General features: G+C 64.3%; 22 protein-coding genes and 1 tRNA gene. 13 read left to right on the top strand and 10 right to left on the bottom strand.

The genetic code is table 11. The features are described from left to right. Positions 1 to 179: 179 nt before the first annotated feature. Positions 180 to 1,826 (bottom strand): trigger factor, encoded by a 1,647-nt coding sequence (gene tig, locus LOZ74_RS02165; RefSeq protein ID WP_230292693.1) that lies wholly within the window; start codon positions 1,824 to 1,826, stop codon positions 180 to 182. 83 nt (positions 1,827 to 1,909) lie between these two features. Continuing rightward, positions 1,910 to 1,994: transfer RNA gene (locus LOZ74_RS02160), tRNA-Leu, on the bottom strand. 149 nt (positions 1,995 to 2,143) lie between these two features. Here LOZ74_RS02160 and LOZ74_RS02155 point away from each other — a divergent pair. Then, positions 2,144 to 2,335: a hypothetical protein gene (locus LOZ74_RS02155; RefSeq protein WP_230279068.1), complete on the top strand. Its 192-nt coding sequence runs from the start codon at positions 2,144 to 2,146 to the stop codon at positions 2,333 to 2,335. A gap of 3 nt (positions 2,336 to 2,338) precedes the next feature. Here the strand turns inward: LOZ74_RS02155 and sppA are convergent, their stop codons facing one another. After that, a complete protein-coding gene (gene sppA / locus LOZ74_RS02150; protein WP_230292692.1) occupies positions 2,339 to 4,222 on the bottom strand; it encodes a signal peptide peptidase SppA in 1,884 nt (627 codons plus the stop codon). A gap of 179 nt (positions 4,223 to 4,401) precedes the next feature. On the opposite strand from sppA, the gene LOZ74_RS02145 reads away from it, so the two are divergent. Both LOZ74_RS02145 and LOZ74_RS02140 read left to right on the top strand, forming a co-directional pair. Beyond that, positions 4,402 to 5,442, top strand: a complete 1,041-nt coding sequence (locus tag LOZ74_RS02145; protein ID WP_230279070.1) for an aspartate carbamoyltransferase catalytic subunit — start codon at positions 4,402 to 4,404, stop codon at positions 5,440 to 5,442. Next, the gene (locus tag LOZ74_RS02140; RefSeq protein WP_230292691.1) at positions 5,439 to 6,692 is read left to right on the top strand and encodes a dihydroorotase family protein; all 1,254 of its coding nucleotides are present in this window, start codon (positions 5,439 to 5,441) and stop codon (positions 6,690 to 6,692) included. Before LOZ74_RS02145 ends, LOZ74_RS02140 begins: the two co-directional genes overlap by 4 nt. Here LOZ74_RS02140 and LOZ74_RS02135 read toward each other — a convergent pair. Continuing rightward, positions 6,689 to 6,892: a hypothetical protein gene (locus LOZ74_RS02135; RefSeq protein WP_230292690.1), complete on the bottom strand. Its 204-nt coding sequence runs from the start codon at positions 6,890 to 6,892 to the stop codon at positions 6,689 to 6,691. The genes LOZ74_RS02140 and LOZ74_RS02135 overlap by 4 nt on opposite strands. A gap of 113 nt (positions 6,893 to 7,005) precedes the next feature. Here LOZ74_RS02135 and LOZ74_RS02130 point away from each other — a divergent pair, with 113 nt between their 5' ends. Next, positions 7,006 to 7,386: a DUF3597 domain-containing protein gene (locus LOZ74_RS02130; protein WP_230292689.1), complete on the top strand. Its 381-nt coding sequence runs from the start codon at positions 7,006 to 7,008 to the stop codon at positions 7,384 to 7,386. 56 nt (positions 7,387 to 7,442) lie between these two features. On the opposite strand, the gene LOZ74_RS02125 is transcribed toward LOZ74_RS02130, so the two are convergent. Then, positions 7,443 to 7,805, bottom strand: a complete 363-nt coding sequence (locus tag LOZ74_RS02125) for a hypothetical protein (RefSeq protein ID WP_230292688.1) — start codon at positions 7,803 to 7,805, stop codon at positions 7,443 to 7,445. A gap of 187 nt (positions 7,806 to 7,992) precedes the next feature. After that, complete coding sequence (locus LOZ74_RS02120; protein WP_230292687.1) at positions 7,993 to 9,582, bottom strand: phosphoenolpyruvate carboxykinase; 1,590 nt, start codon at positions 9,580 to 9,582, stop codon at positions 7,993 to 7,995. Between the two features lie 362 nt (positions 9,583 to 9,944). Between LOZ74_RS02120 and LOZ74_RS02115 the strand changes: the two genes are divergently transcribed. From LOZ74_RS02115 to LOZ74_RS02085, 7 genes are all read left to right on the top strand, one after another. Beyond that, positions 9,945 to 10,655 (top strand): response regulator transcription factor, encoded by a 711-nt coding sequence (locus LOZ74_RS02115; protein WP_230292686.1) that lies wholly within the window; start codon positions 9,945 to 9,947, stop codon positions 10,653 to 10,655. Next, positions 10,624 to 12,372, top strand: coding sequence for an ATP-binding protein (locus LOZ74_RS02110; RefSeq protein WP_230292685.1), 1,749 nt, complete (start codon positions 10,624 to 10,626; stop codon positions 12,370 to 12,372). Before LOZ74_RS02115 ends, LOZ74_RS02110 begins: the two co-directional genes overlap by 32 nt. Next, positions 12,369 to 12,842 carry an HPr kinase/phosphorylase gene (locus tag LOZ74_RS02105; protein ID WP_230292684.1) on the top strand — a complete coding sequence of 158 codons (474 nt, stop codon included), beginning with the start codon at positions 12,369 to 12,371 and terminating at the stop codon, positions 12,840 to 12,842. The genes LOZ74_RS02110 and LOZ74_RS02105 overlap by 4 nt, the downstream gene beginning before the upstream one ends. After that, on the top strand, positions 12,839 to 13,807 hold the full coding sequence (rapZ, locus tag LOZ74_RS02100) for an RNase adapter RapZ (protein ID WP_230292683.1): 969 nt from the start codon (positions 12,839 to 12,841) through the stop codon (positions 13,805 to 13,807). The genes LOZ74_RS02105 and rapZ overlap by 4 nt, the downstream gene beginning before the upstream one ends. A gap of 122 nt (positions 13,808 to 13,929) precedes the next feature. Next, positions 13,930 to 14,334, top strand: coding sequence for a PTS sugar transporter subunit IIA (locus LOZ74_RS02095; RefSeq protein WP_230292682.1), 405 nt, complete (start codon positions 13,930 to 13,932; stop codon positions 14,332 to 14,334). Between the two features lie 44 nt (positions 14,335 to 14,378). After that, positions 14,379 to 14,651 (top strand): HPr family phosphocarrier protein, encoded by a 273-nt coding sequence (locus LOZ74_RS02090; RefSeq protein WP_230281843.1) that lies wholly within the window; start codon positions 14,379 to 14,381, stop codon positions 14,649 to 14,651. 42 nt (positions 14,652 to 14,693) lie between these two features. After that, positions 14,694 to 15,491 carry an RNA methyltransferase gene (locus LOZ74_RS02085; RefSeq protein ID WP_230292681.1) on the top strand — a complete coding sequence of 266 codons (798 nt, stop codon included), beginning with the start codon at positions 14,694 to 14,696 and terminating at the stop codon, positions 15,489 to 15,491. Positions 15,492 to 15,571: 80 nt separating this feature from the next. Here the strand turns inward: LOZ74_RS02085 and LOZ74_RS02080 are convergent, their stop codons facing one another. The 4 genes from LOZ74_RS02080 to recR form a co-directional block, all read right to left on the bottom strand. After that, positions 15,572 to 16,303 carry a hypothetical protein gene (locus LOZ74_RS02080; protein ID WP_230292680.1) on the bottom strand — a complete coding sequence of 244 codons (732 nt, stop codon included), beginning with the start codon at positions 16,301 to 16,303 and terminating at the stop codon, positions 15,572 to 15,574. 25 nt (positions 16,304 to 16,328) lie between these two features. Beyond that, positions 16,329 to 17,756 (bottom strand): DNA recombination protein RmuC, encoded by a 1,428-nt coding sequence (rmuC, locus tag LOZ74_RS02075; protein WP_230293783.1) that lies wholly within the window; start codon positions 17,754 to 17,756, stop codon positions 16,329 to 16,331. 232 nt (positions 17,757 to 17,988) lie between these two features. After that, positions 17,989 to 18,555, bottom strand: coding sequence for a peptide deformylase (gene def, locus LOZ74_RS02070; protein ID WP_230292679.1), 567 nt, complete (start codon positions 18,553 to 18,555; stop codon positions 17,989 to 17,991). A 56-nt stretch (positions 18,556 to 18,611) separates the two neighbouring features. After that, on the bottom strand, positions 18,612 to 19,238 hold the full coding sequence (recR, locus tag LOZ74_RS02065; RefSeq protein WP_230292678.1) for a recombination mediator RecR: 627 nt from the start codon (positions 19,236 to 19,238) through the stop codon (positions 18,612 to 18,614). 47 nt (positions 19,239 to 19,285) lie between these two features. Between recR and fmt the strand changes: the two genes are divergently transcribed. Further along, positions 19,286 to 20,191: a methionyl-tRNA formyltransferase gene (fmt, locus tag LOZ74_RS02060; protein WP_230292677.1), complete on the top strand. Its 906-nt coding sequence runs from the start codon at positions 19,286 to 19,288 to the stop codon at positions 20,189 to 20,191. Continuing rightward, positions 20,188 to 20,940, top strand: coding sequence for a tRNA pseudouridine(38-40) synthase TruA (gene truA, locus LOZ74_RS02055; RefSeq protein ID WP_230292676.1), 753 nt, complete (start codon positions 20,188 to 20,190; stop codon positions 20,938 to 20,940). Before fmt ends, truA begins: the two co-directional genes overlap by 4 nt. The last annotated feature ends 19 nt before the right edge of the window (positions 20,941 to 20,959 follow it).

Here is a 20,959-nt window from a genome sequence, read left to right as displayed (position 1 = left end):
CCTGCGACACGATGCGACACAATGATGAGCGCGGGTTACCGTGGCGATGGACGCGATACACCGGAAATCGCCCTGCGACGACAAGGCAGCCGCAGAAACTGGCACGGCAACCAAAGAAAAAGGGCCGCAAGGCTGACGCCCGCGACCCCTTTCCCTATGCTTTCGGGCCTTGCGAAACCTTATTCGGCGTCGGCCTTCTTGGCGGCAGGCTTCTTGGCCGGAGCCTTTTTCGCTGCAGGCTTGGCAGCGGTTTCGCCGTCAGCCGCCTTCTTGGCGGGGGCCTTCTTCGCCGGAGCTTTCTTGGCTGCGGGCTTGGCTTCGGCCTCCGCTGCATCGTCCGCCTTCTTGGCAGGCGCTTTCTTCGCAGGCGCCTTTTTGGCGGCAGGCTTCGCTTCGCCTTCGGCAGCGTCATCGGCCTTCTTGGCGGGGGCTTTCTTCGCCGCCGGCTTCTTGGCCGGAGCCTTCTTCGCAGCTGGCTTCTTTTCCGCTTCGGCGCCTTCCTCGGCCTCGATCGCGGCCTGCAGCTCCTCGCGCGTCACTTCGCGTTCGGTCACTTCCGCCTTGTCGAACAGGAAGTCGACGACCTTGTCCTCATACAATGGCGCGCGCAGCTGGGCGGCTGCCATCGGTTCGGACTGGACATATTCCATGAAGCGCTGACGGTCTTCGGGACGATATTGCTGCGCAGCCTGCTGCACCAGCATCGACATTTCCTGGCCGGTCACTTCCACGCCATTGGCCTGGCCGATTTCCGACAACAAAAGGCCCAGACGCACGCGGCGTTCGGCGATCTTGCGATAATCGTCCTTCTCCGCCTCGATTTCCTTCATCGCGGCTTCGGGATCTTCCTCGTGGCTCGCTTCATGCTGAAGCTGCTGCCAGATCTGCTCGAACTCGGCTTCGACCATCTGGCCGGGGACAGGGAAATCATGGCCGGCGGCCAGCGCGTCGAGAAGCTGACGCTTCATCTGCGTGCGGGTCAGACCGGCGGTTTCCTGCTCCAGCTGCGCCTTGAGCAGTTCCTTCAGCTTGTCGAGACCTTCGAGGCCGAGCGTCTTGGCGAACTCGTCGTCGATCTTGGTTTCGCCCGGAACCTTCACCGCCTTCACGGTGATGTCGAAGGTCGCTTCCTTGCCTGCCAGATGCGCGGCAGGATAATCTTCGGGGAAAGTGACCGTGATGGTCTTTTCCTCGCCGGTCTTCGCACCGGTCAGCTGTTCCTCGAAACCGGGGATGAAGCGGCCCGCGCCGATTTCCAGCGGAGCGTCCTCGGCCTTGCCGCCTTCGAATTCCTCGCCGTCCAGCTTGCCGACGAAATCGATGATCAGCTGGTCGCCTTCACCGGCCTTGTGCGTTTTCTTCGCATCGACAAAGCTCTTCTGACCTTCTGCGAACTTGGCCACCGCCTCGTCCACGGCTTCGTCGCTGACGGGAACGACCAGGCGCTCCAGCTTCAGGCCGTCGGTATTCGGCGTTTCGATCGCGGGCAGCACTTCCAGCTCGATCGCGACTTCGGCGTCCTTGCCTTCTTCATAGCCTTCGCCAAGCGTCACGGCGGGCTGCATCGCGGGGCGCAGCTTGTTTTCGGCCATCACCTTGTCGACGCTTTCGCGCACGGTCTTGTTCAGCACGTCTGCGTGGATCGCCTCGCCATGCATCTTCTTGACCAGATTGGCGGGCACCTTGCCGGGGCGGAAGCCGGGCATGCGGACCTGCGGAGCGATCTTCTTGATCTCGGCAGTGACCTTGTCGGCGATCTCGCCGGCGGGGATCTTGACGGTGTAAGCGCGGGCAAGCCCGTCATTCTTGGTTTCGGAAATCTGCATGATGTCTCTTTCAGGCGTCGCTGTATTGCGTTCTGTGTGGGTCGCACAGACGACAAAGGGCCGCGTCCATTGCGCAGCGAGCCTGGTGCGGGCGAAGGGAATCGAACCCCCACATCTTGCGATACCAGAACCTAAATCTGGCGCGTCTACCAGTTCCGCCACGCCCGCATTGCCCCGTGCCGCCCAGCGGACAGGATTCTCAGGCTCGCGGGCCTCTATCGGACGGGCGGCAAAAGAGCAAGCGCGTTGGCGGAATTGCGCGTTTCGCACCGTTGATAGATTGCGGATCGTTCCGAGCGCCCAAGCGTTTCAGCGATATGGCAACGAACCCGAACATACCCGCGCCCGACAGGATCGAGCCCGCGGCCCCGCCCGAAACACCGGCCACACCCGCCCCGCTGGAAGCGCCGGAAATCGACCCCGCACGACCGGACGAGATCGAGCCGCCCGCACCCGATTACGACAATCCCGATCCGGGACTGCCCGAAACGCCGCCGCCTGCGGACTGACCGTTACAGCCCCGTCCGCGCGACGACCGCCTGCAATAGCGATTCGCCGCGCTTTGCATCGGGGGCTGCGAAAGGCGCGGGGCATGCCATGCAGCGCGCCTGCATGCGCGGGCTTTCCAGCAATGCCAGCAGATCGCCCGCCGCACGGCCAGCCGCCATATCGCGCCGCGCCATCATCACCGCCAGCATATCGCCATCGCCGCTCGATTCCGCCGGTTCGGTCATCGACTGGACAAAGGCGGTGAACGGGTCAGGCTCGTCCTGAATATAGTCCGCGTGCCAGTCGCCTTCTTTCAGCCCCGCCTTTTCTGCGGCAAATGCCAGCGCATCGTCCAGATTGCCGAAACGGTCGACCAGCCCCACCTGTCGCGCGGGTCCGCCAGCCCATGTGCGCCCCTCGGCAATGTCGCTGCGCAATTTCGCCTTGGTGATCTTGCGGCTGTCGGACACCAGCCCGAGGAACATGTCATAGCTGTGCTCGACCTGCGATTGCAGCACCGCATCCATCTGGGGCGAGAATCCGCCGAACAGGTCGGGCTGCCCCGACAAGGGCGTTGTCCGGATCGAATCGGGGGTCACGCCCCATTCGGGCAACGCATTTTCGGCGCTGGGCACGGCAAGGAATACGCCGATGGACCCGGTGATGGTCGACGGATCGGCGAAAATCGCGTCGGCAGGCGTCGACACGTAATAGCCGCCGCTGGCCGCCACATTCGCCATGGAAACGACGACGGGAATGCCCTTTTCCTTGTGGCGCAGGATCGCCTGCCGGATGCGTTCCGATGCCGTCACCGAACCGCCCGGCGAATCGACACGCACCACCAGCGCGGCGAGATCATCCTCCAGCGCATCGTCGAGCAATGCCGCGATCCGGTCGCCGCCCGCCGTGCCGGGGCCGGCCTCGCCGTCCACGATCTCGCCCGCGACGGTGATGACGCCGATCGCCTTGCCCTTTTTCGACGGCGCAACCGCCTTCACCCAGTCGGTGTAGAATGTATGCGCGAAGCTATGCGCATCGTCGGGTGCATCGGGATCTTCGCCGACCAGCTCGCCAACGCGCGCCGCGAAATCTTCGTACGAACCGATCTTGTCGACCATCCCCGCCGCCAGGGCCGCTCTGGCTCCGTCGCCGCCCGCCGCCTGTATCGCGCTTACCGGATCGAGCGCCACTTCGCGCGCCTTCGCCTTGGGGCGGGCCTTGGCGACCTCGTCAACCCAGTTTTCCCACAGCGCGCCATAGGTCCCCTCGATATCGCGGCGCGCGGCATCGGAAAACCGGCTGAGCGTATAGGGTTCGACAGCACTCTTGTACTCGCCCGTGCGATAGACATGGACATTGACCTTCAGCCGGTCGGCAATGTCGCCATAGAACAGAAAGGTCCCGCCCGGTCCCGCGACAAGCGCGCCGCCCAAGGGATCGACCCAAACCTCGCTGGCGTGGGCAGCCAACTGCATTCCGTCGCCCGTATAGGCATAGGCATGTGCCAGCACCGGCTTTTTCGCGGCACGCACCTTGTCGATCGCCTTGCCGATTTCGGTCATATGTACCTGACCGCCGCCCAGAAAATAATCGAGGTCGAGCACGACGGCCTTGATCCGGTCGTCCGTCGCGGCTCCTTCGATGGCGCGTATCACGTCGCGCGCGCGGTGCTCGCGGATGGGCGTGCCGGTCGATAGCAGCATCGAGAACGGATCGACTGCCTCCGGCTCTTCCACCACCACGCCGTCCAGCGCGACCAGCAAGGCCCCTTCCTGCACATGCGCGCCATCGACGGGCCGAAAGCTGAGCGCCGCATAGAGCAGGCCAAAGAACAGCAGCATGAACAACAGGACCAGACCGTCCTTGATCGCCACCAGCAGTTTCCAGACCTTACGCGCGAACGCCATTTTCATATTCCCTTCACGAAAGACGCATGCACGCCTTGGCATTTCCGGCAAGTTAGGATGGCGGGGCCGATGTCGCAAATGCGAAACGCCTCTCATTTTGTAACCGGTGATTTTGTGGCCGGCATCGTCCCATCGCCCTTGCCCGATGGCCCAAGGGTGATTAGACGCCCGATTTCAGAATGAACGACGCGCCCTCTCCTTCCTCCACCCGCTATCCCGCCGGTGGCGATGCGTTCCGGCACAAGGATCTGATCGGCATTGCGCCATTGGCTCCATGGGAAATCCACTACCTGCTGGACGAGGCTGAGCAATGGGTCGCGCTCAACCGCCAGCCTGCCAAGCATGCCGACGCGCTGGCAGGGCTGACCATCATCAACGCTTTCTTCGAAAATTCGACCCGCACGCTGCTATCGTTCGAAATCGCGGGCAAGCGGCTGGGCGCGGATGTCGTCAATATGCATGCCGCGCAGTCCAGCGTGAAAAAGGGCGAGACGCTGATCGATACGGCGACCACGCTGAACGCGATGCGCGCCGATGCCATCGTGATCCGCCATTCCTCGTCGGGCGCGGTGCAGCTGATCGCGGACAAGGTGGACTGCCCCGTGTTGAACGCGGGCGACGGGCAGCACGAGCACCCGACACAGGCGTTGCTGGACGCGCTGACCATGCGGTTCTGGTTGCGCAGCGATGCCTGTCCGCTGGGCGACGAGTTCGCCAAGCTGAAAATCGTGATTTGCGGCGATATAATGCACAGCCGCGTGGCGCGGTCGAATATCCTGCTGCTGACCGCTTTGGGCGCCGAAGTGCGCGTCTGCGCGCCCCCCGCGCTGATGCCTGCCGCGGTCGAGCAGATGCGCGTCAAACCCTATACCGATTTCAATGCCGCCATCGACGGTGTGGACGTGGTGATGATGCTGCGCCTTCAGATGGAGCGCATGGCGGGGCCGTTCATTCCCTCTGCCCGCGAATATCGCCATTTGTTCGGCCTGACGCCCGAACGGCTGAAGCGCGCGGCACCGCACGCCCTGGTCATGCACCCGGGCCCGATGAACCGCGGGGTCGAAATCGATTCCTCGGTCGCGGACATGCTGGAACGGTCGGCGATCACGCGACAGGTTGAAATGGGCGTGGCCTTGCGGATGGCCTGCCTCGACGTGCTGACCCGGCGCGCGCGCGGAATCGCGGGATGGGGGCCGCTCACGCGGGGAGAATGGGCATGATCCCGCGCGAACCCCTGACCATCACCGGCGGACAATTGCTGACCGGCAGCGGCGCACCCGTCGCCGGATCTATCCGCTGCGAAGGCGACCGCATCGTCGCGGTGGGCGACACCGCTGCGCAAGGCGGCGATCGCAGCTTCGACGCGTCGGGGCGGATCGTCATGCCCGGCATCATCGACCTTGGCGTGTTCGAGATCGACAAGCCCGCCTTTCACTTTGGCGGCATCACCCGCGCCGCGCTGATGCCCGATCAGAACCCGCCGCTCGACTATCCGGCGCGGGTCCGTTTCGCGGCCAGCTATGGCAAGCCCGATTTCTGGGTCCACCCCATCGCCGCCGCCACGCGGAGCCTTGCCGGACAGGAATTGCCCGAACTGGGGCTGATGCAGGATGCAGGCGCGCGCGCCGTATCGTCGGGCCGGAAATGGCTGGGCGATTCGGGCATGATGCTGCGCATGATGCAATATGCCGCGATGCTGGGCCTGCCCGTCATCGCCCATGCCGAAGATGCGGGGCTGACCGGCGACGCCGTGGCGACCGCGGGCGAGATGGCAACCCGCCTCGGCCTGCCCAGCGCACCGGCAGAGGCGGAGGCGCTGGCGATCATGCGCGACATCGCGCTGGCCGAGATCGCGGGCGCGCATCTGCATATCAGGCAGGTTACGACGGCGGCAGGGCTTGATCTTGTGCGTTCGGCCAAGGCCCGCGGCCTGCGGCTGACTTGCGGGGTGACCCCTGCCTATTTCATGCTGTCCGATCTGGCGACGGCGGGTTTTCTGACCTTTACGCGCCTGTCGCCCCCGCTGCGGAGCGAGGCCGACCGCCATGCCGTGCGCGCCGCGCTGGCCGATGGCACGATCGACACCATCGCATCGGGCCACGATCCGCGCGGACCGGAAGACAAGCGCCTTCCCTTTGCCGATGCCGCCCCCGGCATGGCGGGCGCGGAAACGCTGCTGCCGCTTACGCTCAGCCTTGTGCGCGACGATGTGATCGACATGGCGCGCATGTGCGAATTGCTATGCGTCAATCCCGCCCGCATTCTGGGGGTGGATGCCGGCAGGCTGGAGGCGGGGCTGGAAGCCGATATCGCGGTAATCGATCCCGATCGCCCGTGGATCGTCGATTCGAACCGCATGGAAGCGCAGGCAGGCAATACGCCGTTTGACAAGCAGCCCGTGCAGGGCCGCGCCACTGCCCTGTTCAAGGGTGGTCAGCGAATTGGCGGCGGTCAGCGCGCCGAACATTAATCGGCGGCGGCACCCGCCTGCGACAGGGAAGCCTCGTCCGGGCCCGGTATCGTCCAGATCGTCACATTGATCGCTAGCACCACGGCAAGCACCAGCATCAGCCCGCCCTGTTTCTTATCGCCGCGCCGGAACGCGAAAAACGCCGCGACGCTCATCACCACGGCGCACAGAACCATCAGGGAAAGGGCAAGATCGGCCATGCGGCTGCGCATAGACCGGCGGCGGCCTGCGGAACAAGGCGAAATAGTGCTGTGTTTGTAGCATTGGCTTGCTACCAACACTGCGGGCTTGGACGGACGACAAGGAGTTCAAGATGGGTATTTTCAGCAAGATGCGCGATTCGATCTTCGGCAAGAAGGAAGAAAAGCCGAAAGCCGCTGCTCCCGCTGCCGCGCCGAAACCGGCTGCCGCGCCCGCTGCCCCTGCCAAACCGGCGCCCATGGCCGAAGTGGATGTAGAGGCAAAGCTGGCAGGCATGGCCGAGGGCAAGACGCTCAACTGGCGCACCTCGATCGTCGATCTGATGAAGCTGCTCGACATCGATCCCAGCTATGCCAATCGCAAGGAGCTGGCGGTCGAACTGGGGCGAACCGATTACGAAGGATCGGCCGAGGACAATATCTGGCTGTACAAGCAGGTCATGCGGGAACTGGCCAAGAATGGCGGCAAAGTGCCCGCCTCGCTTACCGACTGATCCGCGAAAACAGAGGTCCGGGCGGGCATTGCGCCCTGCCCGGACATCGATGGCGCCTATTTCTTGCCGAAGAAACCCTGCGCCATGCCCATGATATCGTTCAGCGGATTGCCGTCGCCGTCGCGGTCCAGCATGTCCAGAATACCCGCCGCCTGCGGATTATCCTTCAGCATTTGTGCGAAATGGGTCAGCGATCCCTCGCCCCCGATCTGCTCGACGATGGTCGACAGGATCGATGTGTCCATGCCGGTGCGGACCGATGCCAGTTCGACCGTATCGCCGGGTGCCTGATGCGCCTGCCCCAGCGCGGCGATCGCCTTTTCGGCCATGGCGGGCTGAATGCCCAGCTTGGTGGCAAGATTGGCGACATCGGGGGTCTCGCTCGAAAGCTGGCCCAAAAGCTGATCGAATACGGCCATGTCCTTTACTCCTCGCAACGGTGGATTCAGGCGGCGGCGTTCACTGCCGCGCGTGAATACTAGACATTTTCGCAGGGGTGGCCACTCACAATGACCGGTTGAAGACAATCGACACCTGTTTCGCGCAAAAGAAAACGCCCCGAACCGCAATGGCCCGGGGCGTTTCGCATTCCAGCAAGCGGAGTTACTAGGCCGCCGTCGGCGCCGCCTTGCGCACGCCTTCGTCGACATGGCTTTCGAACTGGGCGAAATTATCGACGAACAGCTGCACCAGCTTATGCGCGGTCGCGTCGAAATCGTCCTTGTCGGCCCAGGTCGCACGCGGGTCGAGGATGGTGTCATCCACACCGGGAACCGCGACCGGAACCTCGAAACCGAAATTGGGGTCCTTGCGGAATTCCACATCGTTCAGCGACCCGTCGAGCGCGGCATTCAGCAGTGCGCGGGTCACCTTGATCGGCATGCGATGGCCGGTGCCATACTGGCCGCCGGTCCAGCCGGTGTTGACCAGCCAGCACTGCGCGCCGCCCTGCGCGATACGTTCTTTCAGCAAATTGCCATAGACGCTGGGGTGACGCGGCATGAAGGGCGCGCCGAAACAGGTGCTGAACGTCGCCTGCGGTTCGGTCACGCCGATTTCGGTGCCGGCGACCTTGGCGGTGTAACCCGAAAGGAAGTAATACATCGCCTGATCGGGCGTGAGGCGCGCGATCGGAGGCAGCACGCCAAAGGCATCGGCGGTCAGCATGATCACGTTCGACGGCACGGGGCCAAGGTTCTTTTCCGACGTGTTCGGAATGAACTCGATCGGATAGGCGCCGCGGGTGTTTTCCGTCTTCGACGTATCGGTGAAATCGATGGTACGCGTTTCTTCGTCCATCGCCACGTTTTCAAGGATCGTGCCGAACATCTTCGTCGTGGCGTAGATCTCGGGCTCGCCCTCTTCCGACAGGTCGATCATCTTCGCATAGCAGCCGCCTTCGAAGTTGAAGACCGCCGAATCCGACCAGCCATGTTCATCGTCGCCGATCAGCGTGCGGCTGGCATCGGCCGACAGCGTGGTCTTGCCGGTGCCCGACAGACCGAAGAAGATCGCGGTCTTGCCATCCGCACCGACATTGGCGGAACAGTGCATCGGCATCACGCCCTGTTCGGGCAGCAGATAGTTGAGAAGGCCGAATACGCCCTTCTTCATCTCGCCCGAATATTCGGTGTTGGCAATCAGGATCAGCTTTTCGGTGAAGCTGACGGCGATCATCGTGTCGGACACGCTGCCGTGGCGTTCAGGGTCGGCCTTGAAGCTGGGCAGGTTGATGATGGTGTATTCCGGCTCGAAGCCGTCCAGCTCTTCCCTGGTCGGGCGGACGAGCAGCGTGCGGATGAACAGATTGTGCCATGCCAGCTGGTTGATGACGCGCACATTGACGCGATATTCGGGCTGCGAACCGCCGAACAGATCGGCCACATACAGCTTTTCCTCACCCTTCAGCGCGTCGAGGAAATCCGCCTTCAGATTGGCGAAATGTTCGGGCGACATCGGCTGGTTGATCTTGCCCCAGTTGATGGTGTCGGCCGTCATCTCGTCCTTGACGACGAACTTGTCCTTGACGCTGCGGCCCGTGAAACGGCCGGTGTCGACGACCAGCGGCCCGTCGGCGGCAAGCTTGCCCTCGCCATTGGCGAGCGCATGTTCGACCAGTTGGGACCGGCCAAGATTGGCAAAAATCCGGGCATTGGTGACAATGCCCTGACCAAGCAGGGTGGAATCGTTCGGCACGTAGCTCTCCTTTCAGAGACCCCTCTCCAGACGGGGCCGACCGCGCGGCGCAAGCGCGGGCAATTGATGCAATCCTCTCGGGATGGTTCCGAAGTCGAGGAGCACAGGCCTCTCGCCCCGATTTGTTTGATTTTCAGATGCTCACAAATCGCATGTGAGTCAATTATTCTGCGGAAGACTGTCACGAATTGCAGCGCTTGACCAGATTGGTAAGATTCGGTCCACGCCTTCCCCCATCGGATTATCGATCCGAAACGCAACGCAAAGGCCATTTGGCGCTGGCGCGCGAATTGGCTAAACCGAAACGCAAATGGCGGTCGGTGCGTTGCAAGTCACTCTGATCGCGAAAAGAAGGTTTTGATATGGCGCATGTAATCGCCCTGGTGGACGACGACCGGAACATACTGACGGGCCTGTCGATCGCGCTGCAGGCCGAAGGGTTCGACACGCGGGTCTATTCCGACGGGTCCGCCGCGCTGGAAGCCCTGATCGAAAATCCGCCCGATCTGGCGGTATGCGATATCAAGATGCCGCGCATGGACGGGCTGGAACTGCTGCGCCGCCTGCGCGAGAAATCGTCGCTGCCGGTCATCTTCCTCACCTCCAAGACCGACGAGCAGGACGAGGCGCTGGGCCTTGCCATGGGGGCCGACGATTATATCGCCAAACCGTTCAGCCAGCGCCTGCTGATCGCCCGCATCCGCGCCTTGCTCAGGCGCGAGGAGCTGGTGATGAACCGGCTGTCGGGCGATACCAGCCAGCCGCCCGCCGAACTGATCACACGCGGCCGCCTGACGATGGAGCCCGAACGCCACCGCGTTACATGGGACGGCCATCCCGTTTCGCTGACCGTCACCGAATTCCTGATTCTGGAGGCTTTGGCCCAGCGGCCCGGCGTGGTGAAAACGCGCAATCAGCTGATGGATGCGGCCTATCAGGACGATGTGTTTGTCGACGACCGGACGATCGACAGCCATATCAAGCGCCTGCGCCGCAAGTTCCGGCAAGTCGACCGGGAATTCTCCGGCATTTCCACGCTTTATGGCGCGGGCTACAGCTTTGCGGGGGACTGATCCCCATCACGATGCCAGCGAGCGGGCCGACGCGCCCGCCGCTTTGGCGGCGTTGAGCGCGGCCAGCGACAAGCCTGAAGGCAACCGGCCGGAGGGAAGCAGACCGGTAGGCAACAGACTGGGGGGCACCAGATTGGGCGGCGGCGATGCCCCCGATCCGCTGTTCTGGACGCGGCGCTTTTCGCTCACCACGCGTATTTTGGCGGTCAACCTGCTGATCGTCGGACTGGTGCTGGGCGGGCTGTTTGTGCTCGACACCAATCGCAAGCAGCTAATTGCCGAACGCTCGCGCCTTGCCCGTTCGGAAGTCGAGATCATTGCCAATGCACTGGCAGAGGCGCCCGCCAGCGAACATGCCGCGCTTTTGGCGCGCATCGGTGACCAGCAACGGCTCCGCCTGCGCACATTCGACGCGCTGGGGCGGCTGCAGACCGACAGTTTCGTGGTGGGCGAGCCGGTATTCTCGTTCGCCGATCCCGAACAGCAGGATTGGACCCACGCGCTGGCCCGCACCATGGACCGCGTGGTCGACGCGCTGGTCTTTGCGCCGCCCGTCCCGCCCTATGATCCTGCAAAGGATGAAGAGCCGACCACCAAGTCGCAATGGCCCGAGGTATTCGTGGCCGAACAGGCACGCGCGGGCACGGTAATGCTGCGCCACGCACCCGACCGCACGCCCGTCATCACGGCGGCGGCGCCCTATGGCGCGCAGGGCGAAACGCTGCTGACGATGCGCAATGCGACCGACATCACCGCCGCGATCCGCGCCGCGCGACAATTGCTGCTGGTGCTGCTGACGCTGGCGGTGCTGTTTTCGGTGCAATTGTCGCTGTTCCTTGCGCGCACCATCGTCCAGCCGGTCCGCACCCTGTCGCGCGCGGCCACCCGCGTCAGCGCGGGGCGCGAGCGCGAGGTAGTGATCCCGCGCCTTCCCGAACGCCAGGACGAGATCGGCAATCTTGCCCGATCGCTGTCCGACATGACACAGGCGCTGCGCGACCGCATCGACGCGGGCGAGGCCTTTGCCGCCGATGTCAGCCACGAGCTGAAGAACCCGCTCGCTTCGCTGCGCAGCGCACTGGACACGCTGGAAACGGTGGACGATCCCGATCTGCGCCGCCAGCTGGCCGAAATCGCGCAAGCCGATCTGCGCCGCATCGACCGGCTGATCACCGAAATTGCCGAGGCAAGCCGCCTCGACGCCGAATTGTCGCGCGCCTCGTTCGAACCGGTTGACCTGCTGGCGCTGGCCCGCAACGTGCTGGGCGGACGCACTGCCGCCACGCGGCTGAGCGCCGAACGCGACTTGCAGTTCCATGTCGAAAGTGCACCCACCAGTGCCACCATGGTGCGCGGAGACGAAGCGCAGCTGGAACGCGTGCTGGAAAATCTGGTCGACAATGCCGCCAGCTTTTCGCCCCATGGCGGCACCATCGCCATCGCCTTTCGCGATCTGGGCGACAAGGTCGAAGTGACCGTCACCGACGACGGCCCCGGCATTGCCGAGGACCAGCGCGAGGCAGTGTTCGAACGGTTTCACTCGCACCGGCCCGAACCCGAAAGTTTCGGCAAGCATTCGGGGCTGGGCCTTGCCATCGCGCGGTCGATCGTCACCGGCCACAAGGGCACGCTGGTCGTACGCGGCAGAGAGGACGGAGCCAGCGGCGCGGTGTTCGTCATAACCCTGCCCGCACTGGACAGCGGGGCCCGTTCATGACCCTGATCGCCGTACCCGATCACGCGGCCAGCCATCAGGCAACGGTCGTCGCCATCGGCGGCCGCGCGATCCTGATCGAGGGAGAGCCCGCCAGCGGCAAGACCAGCCTTGCCCTTGCGCTGATCGACAGGGGTGCGGTGCTGGTGGGCGACGACGGTGTGCTGCTGGCCGATATGGCGGGCACGCTCTGGGCTTTTCCCCATCCGAACACGCGGGGCATGGTGGAAATCCGCAATGTCGGCATCGTCACCATGAATGCCGCCCCCGCGCCGGTCGCGCTGGCCATCACGCTGACGCATGATGCCCCGCGCCATATCGACGGGGTTGCCCAGCAACTGATCGGCGGCGTGCCGGTCCCGTCGCTGACCTTGTGGCCCGATACGCCGGTGATCGCCCTGCGGACGGAATGGGCCTTGCGCGAACACGGGCTTCCGCTTTCGGGCGCAATCGGGGATAGCAGCCCGCGATGACTGCCGAATCGCCCATCCCGCCCGACAGCGATCCTGCCGGGGACAAAAAGCCGACACGCATCCTGCTGGTCACCGGCCTTTTGGGGGCGGGCAAGACCACCGCCTTGCGCGCGCTGGAGGATCTGGGCTGGGAGCCGGTCGATAATTTCCCGGTACGCCTGCTGCCCCGCCTCGTCTCGACCGCGCCCGGTCCGGGGCACGATCGCAGCGGGGCGGAAAGCCCTCCGCTCGCCATCGGGTTCGATTCGCGCACGCGCGGCTTCGATCCGCAGCAGGTGATTGCCGAAGTCGATGCGCTGGCACGGCGCGACGATATCGCGGTGTCCACCCTGTTCCTGGATTGCGGGTCGGAAGAGCTTGAGCGCCGCTATAACGAAACCCGCCGCCGTCACCCGATGGCGGGCGAACGCCCCGTCGCCGCAGGCATCGCGGCAGAGCGCGAACTGATGGCCCCCTTGCGCCGCTGGGCCGATGTGGTGGTCAACACCACCAGCTTTTCGACCAACGACCTTGGCCGCACGATCCGCGAACTGTTCGCCCCCAGCGCGCCGCAGGGCATGACGATTACCGTGTCCAGTTTCGGCTTTGCCCGCGGCATGCCGCCGCTGGCCGATCTGGTGTTCGACATGCGTTTCCTCGACAATCCGCACTGGGTGGAAGATCTGCGCCCGTTGACGGGCCGCGACGCACCGGTGGCCGACCATATCGCCGGCGATCCGGCATGGCAGGACAATTTCGCCCGCATCCGCGATCTCGTGCTCTCGCTGGTCCCGCTCTACGAAGCGCAGGGCAAGACCTATCTGCATATCGCCTTTGGCTGTACCGGCGGAAAGCACCGGTCGGTGTTCAGTGCGGAATCCATGGCACAGGCCTTGCGCAAAACGGGACACAATCCCGGCGTGCTGCATCGCAACCTTGACACCAGTGCAAGTGATCTGGTCGAAGGCGGAACGCGCGCGCGGTAACGGATGTTGGCTTACTACCGCTGCGCCATTGCAACGAATGCACGATCAAGCGCACGCCATAAAAGGGCGGCGCCGTTTTTGGGTGAGGCCATAGTGAGCTTTGGCTGTTTAGAAGGACGGACATGATTGGCCTCATCCTGGTGACCCATGGTGACCTGGCGCAGGAATTTGTCGCTGCGATGGAACATGTGGTGGGCAAGCAGGACCGGATCGTTCCGGTCTGCATCGGCCCGAATGACGATATGGAAGCCCGCCGCAGCGAAATCGCCTCTGCCATTACAGAGGTGAACGACGGATCGGGCGTGATCGTGCTGACCGACCTGTTCGGCGGCACCCCGTCGAACCTTGCCATCTCGCTGCTGGAAACGGGCAAGGTAGAGGTGATCGCTGGCATCAACCTGCCCATGCTGATCCGCCTTGCCGGTGCGCGTAACGACATGGCCGTGACCGACGCGGTCGTTGCCGCGCGCGATGCGGGCCGCAATTACATTACCGTCGCCAGCGAATTTCTGGGTCAGGACGCATGAGCGATTCCGGCGCCCGCTTCGCACGAGAAGGAGATGCGCCGGATATGCTTTGCCGCAAAGTGATGATTTCCAACCGGCGCGGCCTGCATGCGCGCGCCAGTGCCAAATTCGTCGGCGCGGTGGCCGAATTGCCGGCGGGCACCACGGTCCGCGTCGCACGCGAAGGCAACGAGGCGGCGGGCGGATCGATACTGGGCCTGATGATGCTGGGCGCGGCCAAGGGCGACGAGATCGAGATCCGCACGTCGGGCGAGGCTGCGCAGCAGGCGATGGACGTGCTGGTCGCGCTGGTCGAAGGGCGTTTCGGCGAGGAATAAGGGCACGTGCCCTTTGCAGCCGGCAATAAAGCAGACCAATCGATGAAGACCATCAGCGGCCTTTCCAATCCCACCGTCAAATATCTCCGCTCCCTGCGCGATAAAAAGCACCGGCGGCGCGAAGGTGTGTTTCTGGCCGAAGGGCTGCGCCTGTTGACCGATGCGCGCGAAAGCGGGCGCGTGCCGCAAATGCTTGCCATGGCAGAGGGGCGCGATCCGCACCCCTTGCTCGACGCGCTGATCGCGGCGGTCGAGGAAACCGGCGGCGAGGTGCTGGCCATGTCGGAGGCCGCGCTGGCGAAGATTACCGGCAAGGATAATCCGCAGGCCGTCTGCGGTGTTTTTGCCGAATTCGACACTTCGCTTGACCGGCTGGACCGCGATGCCGCGCCGATCTTTCTGGCCGCGCAGGCCCTGCGCGATCCTGGCAATCTGGGCACCATGCTGCGCACGGCCGATGCGGTCGGCGCGGGCGGACTGGTGCTGATCGACGATTGCGCCGATCCATTTTCAGTAGAGGCCGTGCGCGCCAGCATGGGCGCAATCTTTACGGTCCCGCTGGCCATGGCCCGCTGGGAAGAGTTTCTGCCATGGCTGCGCGGCGGCTCGGGCGGGCAGCTGGTGGCGGCATCCTTGCGCGATGCGGTCGATTATCGCGGCGCGCCCTATGCCGCGCCCTGTTTCCTGCTGGTCGGCAACGAATCGCGCGGCCTGCCCGAAGAATACGAGATGGCGTGCGATTTGCGCGTTACCATCCCGATGCTGGGCCGCGCCGACAGCCTGAATGCCGCCATCGCGGGGGCCGTTCTGGCCTATGAGGCGCTGGCAAGCCTGCGGTAAGATATTGGGCCTGCGGTAAGAGATCGGGCCGTCGATACGATACAGGGCGCCGGATGGACCGGCCATCCGGCGCCCCGAAATCAGTCGCCGGTCACAAAGGCCGTGACCTTCCAGCCATCGTCGCCCCGATTGGCAAGGATGCGATAGGAGCTGACCGGACGCAGGCTTTCCGCCGCGACGAAGCCGCTGGTCGCACCGTCGAGCGTGCTCACCTCGATGAATTCGGCATCGGCGGCAGGCCCATCGCCCGCCAGCTTCACCAGATCCCAGCCGATGGTGCCCGTACTTTCCGATCCGGCATCGGCGGCGGCAAGCACCGGCGCGTCATTCGCGGTGACGAGATAGGTCGAAAGACCGTCGGCCCCATCGGGCAGGCTGGCGAAGATCCACGGCATGGTCACCGCCGTATCGCCCTGCGCGGCACAGCCCAGCGCGATGGCGTCGCCCATTTCGCCCCACAATTCGGGATCGTCGGCCAGACGCTTCTTCAGCTCCTCCACGCCCGCACCGCCGCCAAAGTCCAGCTTGATCGCCGGATCGGCCAGTGCGGCAATGCTGTCGACATTCTGGAAGGTGATCGCACGGCGCAACTGGCCGCGGAAACTGTCAAAGCCGTAAAGCGCGCCGCAATCGTCCTTGGGCGCGAAAGGCCCCTCGGCATTGGTGACGGCATCGGCCAGCGTGGGCGCTTCCTCGACCGGCGCGACCGCTTCGGTCACGGGGGCTTCGTCGGCAGGGCTGTCGCCGCAAGCGGCCAGCAGCAGCGAAAGGGCGCACAGGCCAGCCATCTGGCCGGAAATCGGGTATTTCATGGGGAGGATTCGTCCGTAAGTCGTTTCAGCTCTCATGCGGAGGCTGCGGCATTGCAGCATTCTCTGCCTGAGACAAGACAGGCACATCACTGTGACCGTAGCGCGGCGAACTCTCGACCTGCGGCACATCCTCGATCTCGCGCTTGCCGATTTCGATATGCTTGTCCTTCAACCGGCGACCCGCCGACAGCACATTGCGCTCGAAAGAACCGACGAACTTGTTGTAATTATTGACAGCTGTCTCAAGCCCGGACCCGACACGCTTCATATGCTCGGCCGCGACGGCCAGCCTGTCATACAGCTCACCGCCCATCCGGCCGATCTCCTGCGCCTCTTTCGCAAGCCCGTCCTGCCGCCAGACCTGTGCGACGGTCCGTGCAATAGCCACGAGGTTCGTCGGCGTCGCCAGCAACACGCCTTTTGCAAATGCGAAGTCCCAAAGGGTCGGATCGGCTTCCAGCGCGGCGGCGACGAAATGCTCTCCGGGCACGAACATCACGACATAGTCGGGTGCTTCCTCGAACTGGCTCTGGTACGATTTTGCGCCCAATTGCTGCACATGGGTGCGCATGGATGCCGCATGTTGCGCCAAAGCCGTGTCGCGCGCGTCGTCATTATCCGCCTCGAACGCAGCCTGATAGGCGTTGAGCGACACCTTGGCATCGATCACCAGCATCTTCTGCCCCGGAATGCGCACGATGGCATCGGGGCGCAGCCGTCCGTCTTCGGTATCGATCGAATGCTCGAGGTGGAAATCGGTATGTTCGGCAAGGCCGCAATGTTCGAGCACGTTTTTCAATTGCTGCTCGCCCCAGCGGCCCCGCGCCTTGGGCGCGTTGCGCAGCGAATTGCCCAGCCGCGCCGCTTCGCGCCGCACGTCTTCCTGTCCCTTGCGCATCCCTTCGATCAGGCCGGACAGCTGGCCGAACGCATCGACGCGCTTCGCCTCAAGCTCTTCGACCTGCTTGCGATAGGTGTCGAGCCGTTCGCCCACCGGCGAAAGCAGCGCGCGGATCTTTTCGGCATTGGCCTTCTCGCTCGCCTCGAACCGCTCGTTCGCGCGTTCTAGGAAACGGGCCTGCGCGCCTTCGAGCGCCTTGTTGCCCAGCGCCTCGAACTCCTTGCCCAAGGCCTCGCGCGCTTCGACCAGAAGCTTCTCGCGCTCGGCCAGATTATGGCGGTCACGCGCAGCCTCGGCGATTTTCACGCGCAGCCCGTCGGCTTCCTGCCGCGCCGCACGAAGATCAGCGTCGAGCGCGGCCGCACGCTCGGCCCGCTCGCTCATCGTCGCAAGCTCGGCAATGGCGCTGCGGAATTTCTCGTCCAGCGCCTTCGCCTCTGCATCGCGTTCGCCGTGTCGAGCGCGCCAGTCGGCCACGGGCCGCGATCCGAAGAACCAGCCCAGCGCGGTACCCAGCACCAGCGCGACGAAAGCAACTATGAAAGCAAGCATGTCCATGCGCGGAACATAGCCTGAACACCAACGCATTCAAGCGCAACAAGCCCCGAACCGGACCTTGTCCCCCGCTATCGAAAGATCAAATCGAGGCGCGAAGTGACATCCGTAAGGATATCAACTCGGGGCGCGAAGCGATACCCGCAAGGCCGACCGGCCGCCGCCGCTTATTGCGGCGAAGCCAAGCGGGCCGGATGGCCCGCGCCCGGCGTCTGACGGCCCAAGAAAATCAAGCCGCGGCGCGCAGTTTCTGCAGCTTCTTCATCGCCATGTTCCGCTTCAGACGCGAGAGGTGGTCGATGAATACGATGCCGTTCAGATGGTCCATCTCGTGCTGGATGCACACGGCCATCAGCCCGTCCATATCCTCTTCATGGGTCTTGCCCTCAAGATCTTGCCAGCGCACGCGGCAGGTGGCGGGGCGGTCGACCTCGGCAAAGATTTCAGGGACGGAGAGGCAGCCTTCCTGATAGGCTTTCATTTCTTCCGACGGGTCGAGAATTTGGGGATTGATGAAGACCCGCGGTTCCTTTTTCGTCGGCTGGTGCGTGTGCTCGTGCCCGCCGTGATTGCACGTCTCGGGCTCCGCATCGGGGTCGTCGGGCTGCAGATCGATCACCAGAACGCGCAGCGGCACGCCCACCTGTATCGCCGCAAGGCCGATGCCCGGGGCGTCGTACATCGTCTCGAACATGTCCTCGACCAGCTGCTTCAGCTCGTCGTCGAACTTTTCAACGGGGTCCGACACGCGCTTCAGCAGCGGGTTCGGCACTTCAAGAATTTCGCGGATAGCCATCGCCCCTATTTAGGGGGCGCAGCCGGTTCCGGCAATGATTCGTGAGATGCCGCCCGTCACCCCACCGGACGGCGCGCGCGCAGCGCCTGTGCCAGCGTGCCCTCGTCCAGATAATCCAGCTCTCCCCCCACGGGCAGCCCATGGGCCAGCTGGGTGATGCGCACGGGCCGGTCTTCCAGCCGTTCGGCGATGTAATGGGCCGTGGTCTGCCCTTCCAGCGTGGCATTCATGGCCAGCACCACTTCTTCGATACCGCCGCCATCGTCGCCGCGCGCATCCAGCCGCGCCAGCAATGTGCCGATGGCCAGATCTTCGGGCCCCACGCCGTCCAGTGCCGACAGCCTGCCGCCCAATACGTGATAGCGCCCGGGAAACAGCTTCGACCGGTCGAGCGCCCACAGATCCGACACTTCCTCCACCACGCAGAGCGAACGCGCATCGCGGCGCGGGTCGGCGCAGATACCGCAGGGGTTCTTCGTGTCGATATTGCCGCAGATGTCGCATTCGACCAGCAGTTCCTGCACCGTGGCCAGCGCCTCCAGCAGGCGCGGCAGATCGGATTCGCGCCGTTTCACCAGCCACAATACCGCCCGCCGCGCCGAACGGGGGCCAAGCCCGGGAAGGCGCGCCAATGCGCCAGCGAGGGCTTCGATCTCTTGCCCACCTGATACTTGAATAGCCATTGACGGATAGATAGGGACTGCCGCTCTTTCCGGAAAGCCGTAAGTCTATGCGCATTATTTTCATGGGGACGCCCGATTTCGCCGTGCCGGTGCTGGACGCGCTGATCGATGCGGGGCACGATGTTGTCTGCGCCTATTCCCAGCCGCCCCGCCCCGCTGGTCGCGGCAAGAAACTGCAACCCACGCCCGTCCACCTTGAGGCAGAGGCGCACGGGATAGAGGTGCGCACGCCCGTCTCGCTGAAACCGCAAGAGGAAAAGGATGGCTTTGCCGCGCTGGAAGCCGATGTGGCGGTGGTGGCGGCCTATGGGTTGTTGCTGCCCGTCGCCGTACTGGAAGCGCCCAGGCACGGATGCCTGAACGTCCACGCCTCGATCCTGCCGCGATGGCGCGGGGCGGCGCCGATCCAGCGCGCGATACTGGCGGGCGACCTGACGACGGGGGTGACCATCATGCAGATGGAAAAGGGGCTGGATACCGGCCCGATGATCGCCACGCGCACCACCCGGATAGAGGACAAGACCGCAGGCGAGCTGACCGACGAGCTGTCGGTTATCGGCGCGCGGCTGATGGTCGAGGTGTTGGCCGACCTGCCCCGCCGGACCGCCACGCCGCAGCCCGCGCTGGGCGTGACCCATGCCGCCAAGATCGACAAGGCCGAGGCGCGTCTGGATTTCACCCATGACGCGGCCCTGCTGGAACGCCAGATCCGCGCATTCGCCCCCCGCCCCGGCGCGTTTTTCGAGCTTGAGGGCGAACGTATCCGCGTGTTGGCTGCCGAAGTGATCGGACGCGAAGGGGTTGCGGGCAGGACATTGGACGACGAGCTGACCATTGCATGCGGTTTCAGCGCGCTGCGCCCCACCATCGTGCAGCGCGCGGGCAAGCCGGCGATGGAAACCGCCGCCATGCTGCGCGGCAAATCGATACCGGCAGGCACCGAAATACGGTGAGCCGCTACGCCCTTACCATCGAATATGACGGCAGCGCCTTTTTCGGGCTGCAACGGCAGGCCGATGGCCCGTCGGTGCAACAGGCGGTCGAGGAAGCCGCACTTGCCATCACGGGCGAGGATGTGCGTATGCATGCCGCGGGGCGCACCGACACGGGCGTCCATGCGGTGGCGATGCGCGCCCATATCGACGTGGCAAAGGATATCGCCCCCTTTCGCCTGATGGAGGGGATGAACGCCAGGCTGCGCCCCGATCCCGTCGCCATCACCGCGTGCGAGGACGTGGACGACGACTGGCATGCGCGCTTTTCCTGCACGGGGCGGCGCTATCTTTATCGCATCATCAACCGCCGCGCGCCGCTGGCACTGATGAAGGACCGCGCATGGCAAGTGCCGCAGGAACTGGACGCCGCCGCCATGCACCGCGCCGCGCAGCATCTGGTGGGGCTGCATGATTTCACCACGTTCCGTTCGGCCCATTGCCAGTCCGCCAGTCCGGTGAAAACGCTCGACCGGCTGGACGTAGAGGCAGTGGCAGGACCGTGGGGCGCGGAAATCGCGATCCACGCTGCGGCGCGCAGCTTTCTCCACCATCAGGTGCGGTCGATGGTCGGCTGTCTTGCGCTGGTCGGCATGGGGCGGTGGAGCGAACAGGACATGGCCGACGCACTTGCCGCGAAAAGCCGCGCAGCACTGGGGTTCAATGCGCCGCCGCAGGGGCTGTATTTCATGGAAGCGCTATACCCGTAACGCGCCGGCAGGTCGGCAG

Source organism: Croceicoccus sp. Ery5, from assembly GCF_020985325.1.
GTDB lineage: Bacteria > Pseudomonadota > Alphaproteobacteria > Sphingomonadales > Sphingomonadaceae > Croceicoccus.
Note: the sequence above shows the minus strand (reverse complement) of the source record. Positions and strands in the feature narration are given on the sequence as shown.

What these genes read in the sequence shown, in the direction of transcription:
- LOZ74_RS02125 (WP_230292688.1), bottom strand. Translation starts at nt 7,805, where the DNA reads ATGGCCGTATTCGATCAGCTTTTGGGCCAGCTTTCGAGCGAGACCCCC.
- LOZ74_RS02095 (WP_230292682.1), top strand. Translation starts at nt 13,930, where the DNA reads ATGATTGGCCTCATCCTGGTGACCCATGGTGACCTGGCGCAGGAATTT.
- LOZ74_RS02090 (WP_230281843.1), top strand. Translation starts at nt 14,379, where the DNA reads ATGCTTTGCCGCAAAGTGATGATTTCCAACCGGCGCGGCCTGCATGCG.
- tig (WP_230292693.1), bottom strand. Translation starts at nt 1,826, where the DNA reads ATGCAGATTTCCGAAACCAAGAATGACGGGCTTGCCCGCGCTTACACC.
- LOZ74_RS02105 (WP_230292684.1), top strand. Translation starts at nt 12,369, where the DNA reads ATGACCCTGATCGCCGTACCCGATCACGCGGCCAGCCATCAGGCAACG.
- def (WP_230292679.1), bottom strand. Translation starts at nt 18,555, where the DNA reads ATGGCTATCCGCGAAATTCTTGAAGTGCCGAACCCGCTGCTGAAGCGC.
- LOZ74_RS02140 (WP_230292691.1), top strand. Translation starts at nt 5,439, where the DNA reads ATGATCCCGCGCGAACCCCTGACCATCACCGGCGGACAATTGCTGACC.
- LOZ74_RS02145 (WP_230279070.1), top strand. Translation starts at nt 4,402, where the DNA reads ATGAACGACGCGCCCTCTCCTTCCTCCACCCGCTATCCCGCCGGTGGC.
- LOZ74_RS02115 (WP_230292686.1), top strand. Translation starts at nt 9,945, where the DNA reads ATGGCGCATGTAATCGCCCTGGTGGACGACGACCGGAACATACTGACG.
- LOZ74_RS02135 (WP_230292690.1), bottom strand. Translation starts at nt 6,892, where the DNA reads ATGGCCGATCTTGCCCTTTCCCTGATGGTTCTGTGCGCCGTGGTGATG.
- rmuC (WP_230293783.1), bottom strand. Translation starts at nt 17,756, where the DNA reads ATGCTTGCTTTCATAGTTGCTTTCGTCGCGCTGGTGCTGGGTACCGCG.
- LOZ74_RS02155 (WP_230279068.1), top strand. Translation starts at nt 2,144, where the DNA reads ATGGCAACGAACCCGAACATACCCGCGCCCGACAGGATCGAGCCCGCG.
- rapZ (WP_230292683.1), top strand. Translation starts at nt 12,839, where the DNA reads ATGACTGCCGAATCGCCCATCCCGCCCGACAGCGATCCTGCCGGGGAC.
- recR (WP_230292678.1), bottom strand. Translation starts at nt 19,238, where the DNA reads ATGGCTATTCAAGTATCAGGTGGGCAAGAGATCGAAGCCCTCGCTGGC.
- LOZ74_RS02110 (WP_230292685.1), top strand. Translation starts at nt 10,624, where the DNA reads ATGGCGCGGGCTACAGCTTTGCGGGGGACTGATCCCCATCACGATGCC.
- LOZ74_RS02130 (WP_230292689.1), top strand. Translation starts at nt 7,006, where the DNA reads ATGGGTATTTTCAGCAAGATGCGCGATTCGATCTTCGGCAAGAAGGAA.
- LOZ74_RS02085 (WP_230292681.1), top strand. Translation starts at nt 14,694, where the DNA reads ATGAAGACCATCAGCGGCCTTTCCAATCCCACCGTCAAATATCTCCGC.
- fmt (WP_230292677.1), top strand. Translation starts at nt 19,286, where the DNA reads ATGCGCATTATTTTCATGGGGACGCCCGATTTCGCCGTGCCGGTGCTG.
- sppA (WP_230292692.1), bottom strand. Translation starts at nt 4,222, where the DNA reads ATGGCGTTCGCGCGTAAGGTCTGGAAACTGCTGGTGGCGATCAAGGAC.
- LOZ74_RS02080 (WP_230292680.1), bottom strand. Translation starts at nt 16,303, where the DNA reads ATGAAATACCCGATTTCCGGCCAGATGGCTGGCCTGTGCGCCCTTTCG.